General features: G+C 56.7%; 5 protein-coding genes and 1 tRNA gene. 5 read left to right on the forward strand and 1 reads right to left on the reverse strand.

The window, feature by feature from the left end; translation table 11 throughout:
* Window positions 1-329: 329 nt before the first annotated feature.
* The 4 genes from NW849_RS13845 to NW849_RS13860 all read left to right on the forward strand — a co-directional run bounded on the left by NW849_RS13845 (window position 330) and on the right by NW849_RS13860 (window position 2587).
* Entirely contained in the window at window positions 330-1259 is a 930-nt protein-coding gene (locus tag NW849_RS13845; RefSeq protein ID WP_414344230.1) for a metallophosphoesterase family protein, read from the forward strand.
* 76 nt (window positions 1260-1335) lie between these two features.
* Window positions 1336-2082 carry a phosphoadenylyl-sulfate reductase gene (locus NW849_RS13850; protein WP_011432094.1) on the forward strand — a complete coding sequence of 249 codons (747 nt, stop codon included), beginning with the start codon at window positions 1336-1338 and terminating at the stop codon, window positions 2080-2082.
* Window positions 2083-2085: 3 nt separating this feature from the next.
* Window positions 2086-2400, forward strand: a complete 315-nt coding sequence (locus NW849_RS13855) for an antibiotic biosynthesis monooxygenase family protein (RefSeq protein ID WP_414344235.1) — start codon at window positions 2086-2088, stop codon at window positions 2398-2400.
* A 115-nt stretch (window positions 2401-2515) separates the two neighbouring features.
* Window positions 2516-2587, forward strand: a tRNA-Val gene (locus tag NW849_RS13860).
* Window positions 2588-2697: 110 nt separating this feature from the next.
* Here NW849_RS13860 and NW849_RS13865 read toward each other — a convergent pair.
* On the reverse strand, window positions 2698-3639 hold the full coding sequence (locus tag NW849_RS13865) for a phosphoribulokinase (protein WP_414358370.1): 942 nt from the start codon (window positions 3637-3639) through the stop codon (window positions 2698-2700).
* A gap of 285 nt (window positions 3640-3924) precedes the next feature.
* Between NW849_RS13865 and NW849_RS13870 the strand changes: the two genes are divergently transcribed.
* The gene (locus tag NW849_RS13870) at window positions 3925-4692 is read left to right on the forward strand and encodes a PspA/IM30 family protein (RefSeq protein ID WP_414358372.1); all 768 of its coding nucleotides are present in this window, start codon (window positions 3925-3927) and stop codon (window positions 4690-4692) included.
* The last annotated feature ends 309 nt before the right edge of the window (window positions 4693-5001 follow it).

Genomic DNA, 5001 nt, shown 5'->3' on the forward strand with positions numbered 1-5001 from the left:
TAGGGATCCTCTTGTCGAAGATCCGCGTCTCTACACCCTAGCGGTTGCTCGGCAACGATGCTGAAACAAGAATCAGACTCATTTGCGTCTGTAGCCATTCCAAATCACGGCAACACTCCCCTCTCCCTTTGGAACAGAGGCTGGGGGTGAGAGCCCGGGAAACCCTCTCAGATGGATTTGACCGGTCTGCGCGCCCCTTTCATAGCCCTACCTGTCCTCAGTTCCCAATAGGTGCTCGCCAGATCCGGCTGAGGTTAAGAGAATCCCATAGCCCCCCAGCCCATCATTGACTATGATGCGGGCGTGAGGTGTGAATAAGTACCTAAACGATGGCAACCCAACGCATTTGCTTTGCTCAAGTCTCAGATGTCCACCTGATGCCCGAGACAGGGTGCCGCTGTTGGTGGATGTCGGATTCCCCTCGCCGCCAGTTGGAAGCAGCCGTTGCCCATCTCAACCAGGTGCCCGATCTGCACTTCGTGGTGTTTACCGGGGATTTGGTGGATCAAGCGGATCCGGAGAGCTTTCAATCTTTCCAGGAGATTGTTGCCCAACTGCGGGTGCCCTATTACCTCAGCCTGGGCAACCACGATATCGACACCCTAGGGAGAAAGGGACGCTTCAACCGGGATCAGTTTATCCGTTGGTGCCAAAGCCAATTTCCCCTGTCCCCGGCTCCCACCGGTTACGTCGATTACAGCCTTTCCCCTCTGCCCGGGATCCGCTTGATTGCCCTCGACGCCAGCCTGGGACGCTTCCCTTTGCCTCAGGGCGTGCTCCGCCCCTCCCAACTGCACTGGCTGGACGAACATCTGCAAACGGTGCCGGAAGAATGGCTGATCCTGCTGATCCATCAGCCGCCCTTCATTGCTCCCACCCAAATGGACGCGGTTTTGTTTCGCAAGTACCGGCTCCTCAGCGAACCAGCCTCGGCACTACACGCTCTCCTGGCCCGCCACGGGCGAGTGGTGGCGGTGTTGAGTGGGCATCTGCATGTGCCGAAGGTGTATGTCCGCGATGGGATCCCCTACCTGACAGCACCTCCTCTGGTGGGGCCGGTTTCGGCTCTGCGGGTGTTTGAGCTGGAGGTGAACCCACGGCGAGGGGTGTTGCGCTACCACTGGGTTAAGTTGCCGGCATTGGATCCCAGCCCCCTCTGGCACGGCTTGGTAATGGGGATCCGACGGGATCGCTGGGGACAAATCCCTCTCCGGGCCAAGGGATCCCGCTCTCTCCCTCTGCCCGCTGCCGCCTGGTAATCAAAACCCCTAAAGCTTGACCGAATTAGTGTAGATTAAAAAAAGCAAAAATCGTCGAGTTCGGTGTCTTCCCCCTATGACAGCAAGCCTTTCTCCTTCTAGCCGCTGGGAGCTGGCGGCTCAAGCGCTGCGGGAGCAGTATCAACCTCAAGTGGCGTCCCTGAGCGAACGGTTTGAGCCTTTGTCGGCAAGCGACCTGCTCACCTGGGCGGTTGAAGAATTTGGAGATGGGCTGGTGCTGGCCTGTAGCTTTGGCCCGGAAGACCTAGTGCTGATCGATCTGCTCACGGCGATTAACCCCCGTGTTCGCGCTTTTTTTCTGGACACCGATTTTCACTTCCCGGAAACCCTACAACTGCGGGAGCAGGTGTTGGCGCGCTACCCCCACTTGCAACTGCAGATCTTCAAGCCCTTGCTTACCCCGGAAGAGCAAGCAGCTCAATACGGGCCAGAACTGTATCGCTCTAACCCCGACCTCTGCTGCAACATCCGCAAGGTGGAGCCCTTGAATCGTGCTCTGGCCGGTTGCACCACTTGGATTACAGGGATGCGTCGGGAACAATCCCCCACCCGCGCCGATATCGGCAAGGTGCAGTGGGACGGCAAGCGCAACCGCCTCAAACTCAACCCGCTGGCTGACTGGACAAATGGCCAAGTTTGGAAATACATCCTTGACCACGGGATCCCTTACAACCCCCTGCACGATCGCCACTACCCCAGTATCGGCTGCCTCCACTGCACTGCGCCTGTTGAGCCAGGGGCGGATCCCCGCTCTGGACGCTGGAAGGGCACAAGCAAAACCGAATGCGGCCTGCATACCTAACCCATGACTGCTTCCTCCATCCTTGAGGTGGCTCAGTTTGAAATTACCCCCGGCTCTGAAGCCGCCTTTGAAGCCGCCATCGCTCAAGCTTTCATCTATTTGCAGCAGACCGACGGCTACCAAGGGCACCAACTGCAGCGCTGTCTGGAGCACCCTCAGCAATACCTACTGCTCGTTCAGTGGGGATCCCTAGAGGCCCATCTGGTCAACTTTCGCCAATCGGAAAACTTTGTCCGCTGGCGTGCCCTCATCGGGCCCTACTTTGCTCGCCCACCCCAGGTGTTGCACTACCAGTTGCTGACCGGATCCCCTTTTTGATTTGAAATAGGGCACCTGTCCACTCTCCACCTAGGTTGACCCCAATGGGACAGGTTAAGATGTGATATTATTTGTTTCCGGCCTTCAGGCAGATGCACAGCGGCATCGCTCGTAGGGGCTGTTAACTCAGTGGTAGAGTACCACCTTGACACGGTGGGAGCCGCTGGTTCAATTCCAGCACAGCCCATGTCCTTGACAGAAGCTCACAAGACTCTGCTCTGGGAGCGGGTTACCGTGCTGGGCCGAGCCTTACCCTGCAGGTCTTGCGAAACTGGGGATCCCTCACCGCCACGGATTCTACTGGTAGATGTTGGCCGCTTTTAGCATGTGGTAGGTGATCAGCAACTGAGTCAAAGCCAGGGGACAGCTCTGGAGCAGCTCGCCGGTGGTGCCGATCAACTGGCCGATGTTGGGGTTTCCCTCTAAGCTACAGAACTTGCCCAGGTAAGGGATTTCGTTGCAGAGCATCCGCTCCAATTCGATCACTTGGCTGGCCGTAGCATGGGCATCAATCTGCAAAACATCGACGGGCTTGCCCATATCCCGATCCAAATCCAAACGAATGGCAGAGCTAAGGTGATTGTCGCGGGCATTGAGGATTTGCCAAAAATCTGGGTGAGGAATGGTGGGGCGCAGCACCAAGCGTGCATTCAGCAATACCTCGTCTTGGTCGGATCCCTCTTGGGGCGGGTAAAAGGTGACCACTACATCGGCCCATTGGCGCTGTGGACGAATAAAAGCCTCTGAGTCGGGTTCGCGCTTTTTGAGCTCTTCTCGCACTTGCTCTTCGGTATATCCGCGCTTGCGGGTGTCCCGCTTAATCTTCCAGAGGGCGCGTAGATGTTCGGGAGGGGCCAAATAAACCTTGACATCGTAGCTATCCCGCATACCACGGGTAAAGTAGCCCAGCAGCCCTTCGACAATCACGTATTTGTTGGGCTTGACATACTCTGGCGGGTCAAAGGTGCCGGTGCTGTGGTTGTAGACGGGCTTTAGGATCGGCTGGCCGGTGCGCAGGAGCGTCAGGTGCTGCTGAACGATATCCAGGTAGTTGCAGTCGGGATGGAGGGCTGTAATCCCCAGTTCAGCGCGTTGTTTGCGGTCGTAGCGGTGGTAGTCGTCGGTGCAGATGACAGTGACGTTTTCTTCCCCCAAGACTTGGGCAATGCCGCGGGTGAGGGTGGTTTTTCCAGCAGCACTATCACCAACAATACCCAGAATAATCGGGCGCTGAGCCACGGATCCCTCTCCTGAATCGTGAACCTGGGGCGGAGAACTCCCAACAACACCGGCCAAACTCAACTTCGTTTCGACCTGCGGATGGCCCCGATCAGAGAACAGGGATTGTCGGTCAGCAAACGAAGTTAAGCAAGCATTATCGGCTCTGGAGGGTATTGGGGCAAGAGAACGTTACAGCTTTTTTCAGCGGAGCCCTATGGATCCCTATACTGGAGTAGAAGCACTGGAAGGCATCAAAGCAGCAAGGGTAGGATTAGGTCAGACCGCTAGAGGGGGAAGCAACCGATGGGATTGTTCGATCGGGTCAGCCGAATCATTAGATCCAATATCAATGCGCTGGTCAGCAGCGCCGAGGATCCGGAGAAAATCCTGAACCAGACCATTCAGGACATGTCTGAGGATCACTACCAGATGCGGCAAGCGGTTGCCCAGGCCATTGCTGCCCAGAAGCGGATAGAGCGGCAGTATGAGCAAGCACAGCAGAGTGTTGACGAGTGGCAAAGACGCGCCGAGTTGGCCCTACGCAACAACAACGAAGCTTTGGCTCGGGAAGCGCTGGTGCGCAAGAAAACCTTTGCCGAGACTGCCCAAAGCCTGAAGCGGCAGTTGGATGAGCAGACTAAGCAGGTGGAGATCCTGAAGTCCAACATGACCAAGCTGGAGAGCAAGATCGCTGAGGCCAAGACCAAAAAGGACATGCTCATCGCTCGCGCCCGCGCCGCCAAGGCTTCCCAGCAAATCAATCAGGTTATCGGGCGGGTGGACGCCACAAGCGCCTTTGCTGCTTTTGAGCGTATGGAGGAGAAGGTGAACTCCCTGGAGGCCCAGTCGGCGGCAGTAGCCGAGCTGGCGGTGGACAATTTGGAAAACCAGTTTGCCGCTTTGGAGGCGGGTGGCTCGGATGTGGATCATGAGCTGCTGATGCTCAAGGCGTCGATTCAGGGTCAGTTGCCCTCTGGGGAGGCGAAGTCCTCAGGCCGACCTTCCACCGCAGGTGAGAGCGAGGTCGATCTGGAGTTGGAAAATTTGCGCAAGGAGATTGACCAGCTCTAACAGGCGGAATGTCGCTCTCCTCCGACTCTCAAGGCTTGCCGGGCTGAGTTTGGGCCGGGGGGTGGTAAGCTAACCAACAAGAACTCTGACAGCCCTTCTGCCGACCAGCAGGGCAAAGTCTGTCAGTAAAGCGTTCCACCTCGAGTGGCAGGGATCCCCAGAGGGTAATCAACCTGCGAAAGGGTCATAGCCTGCTTCCGGCAGGGCTGAGGTTAGTTTGCCTACGGTTTTGTGAGAGCATGACTCTAGTCAATAATAAGCTCAACTATACTGAAAATAATGTATAATATGTTCAGTACGGATTACTAC

It is taken from the genome of Synechococcus sp. R55.3, from assembly GCF_047461975.1.
Taxonomy (GTDB): domain Bacteria; phylum Cyanobacteriota; class Cyanobacteriia; order Thermostichales; family Thermostichaceae; genus Thermostichus.

Coding starts and splice junctions, on each gene's coding strand:
- NW849_RS13845 (WP_414344230.1), top strand. CDS start 330: ATGGCAACCCAACGCATTTGCTTTGCTCAAGTCTCAGATGTCCACCTG.
- NW849_RS13850 (WP_011432094.1), top strand. CDS start 1,336: ATGACAGCAAGCCTTTCTCCTTCTAGCCGCTGGGAGCTGGCGGCTCAA.
- NW849_RS13855 (WP_414344235.1), top strand. CDS start 2,086: ATGACTGCTTCCTCCATCCTTGAGGTGGCTCAGTTTGAAATTACCCCC.
- NW849_RS13870 (WP_414358372.1), top strand. CDS start 3,925: ATGGGATTGTTCGATCGGGTCAGCCGAATCATTAGATCCAATATCAAT.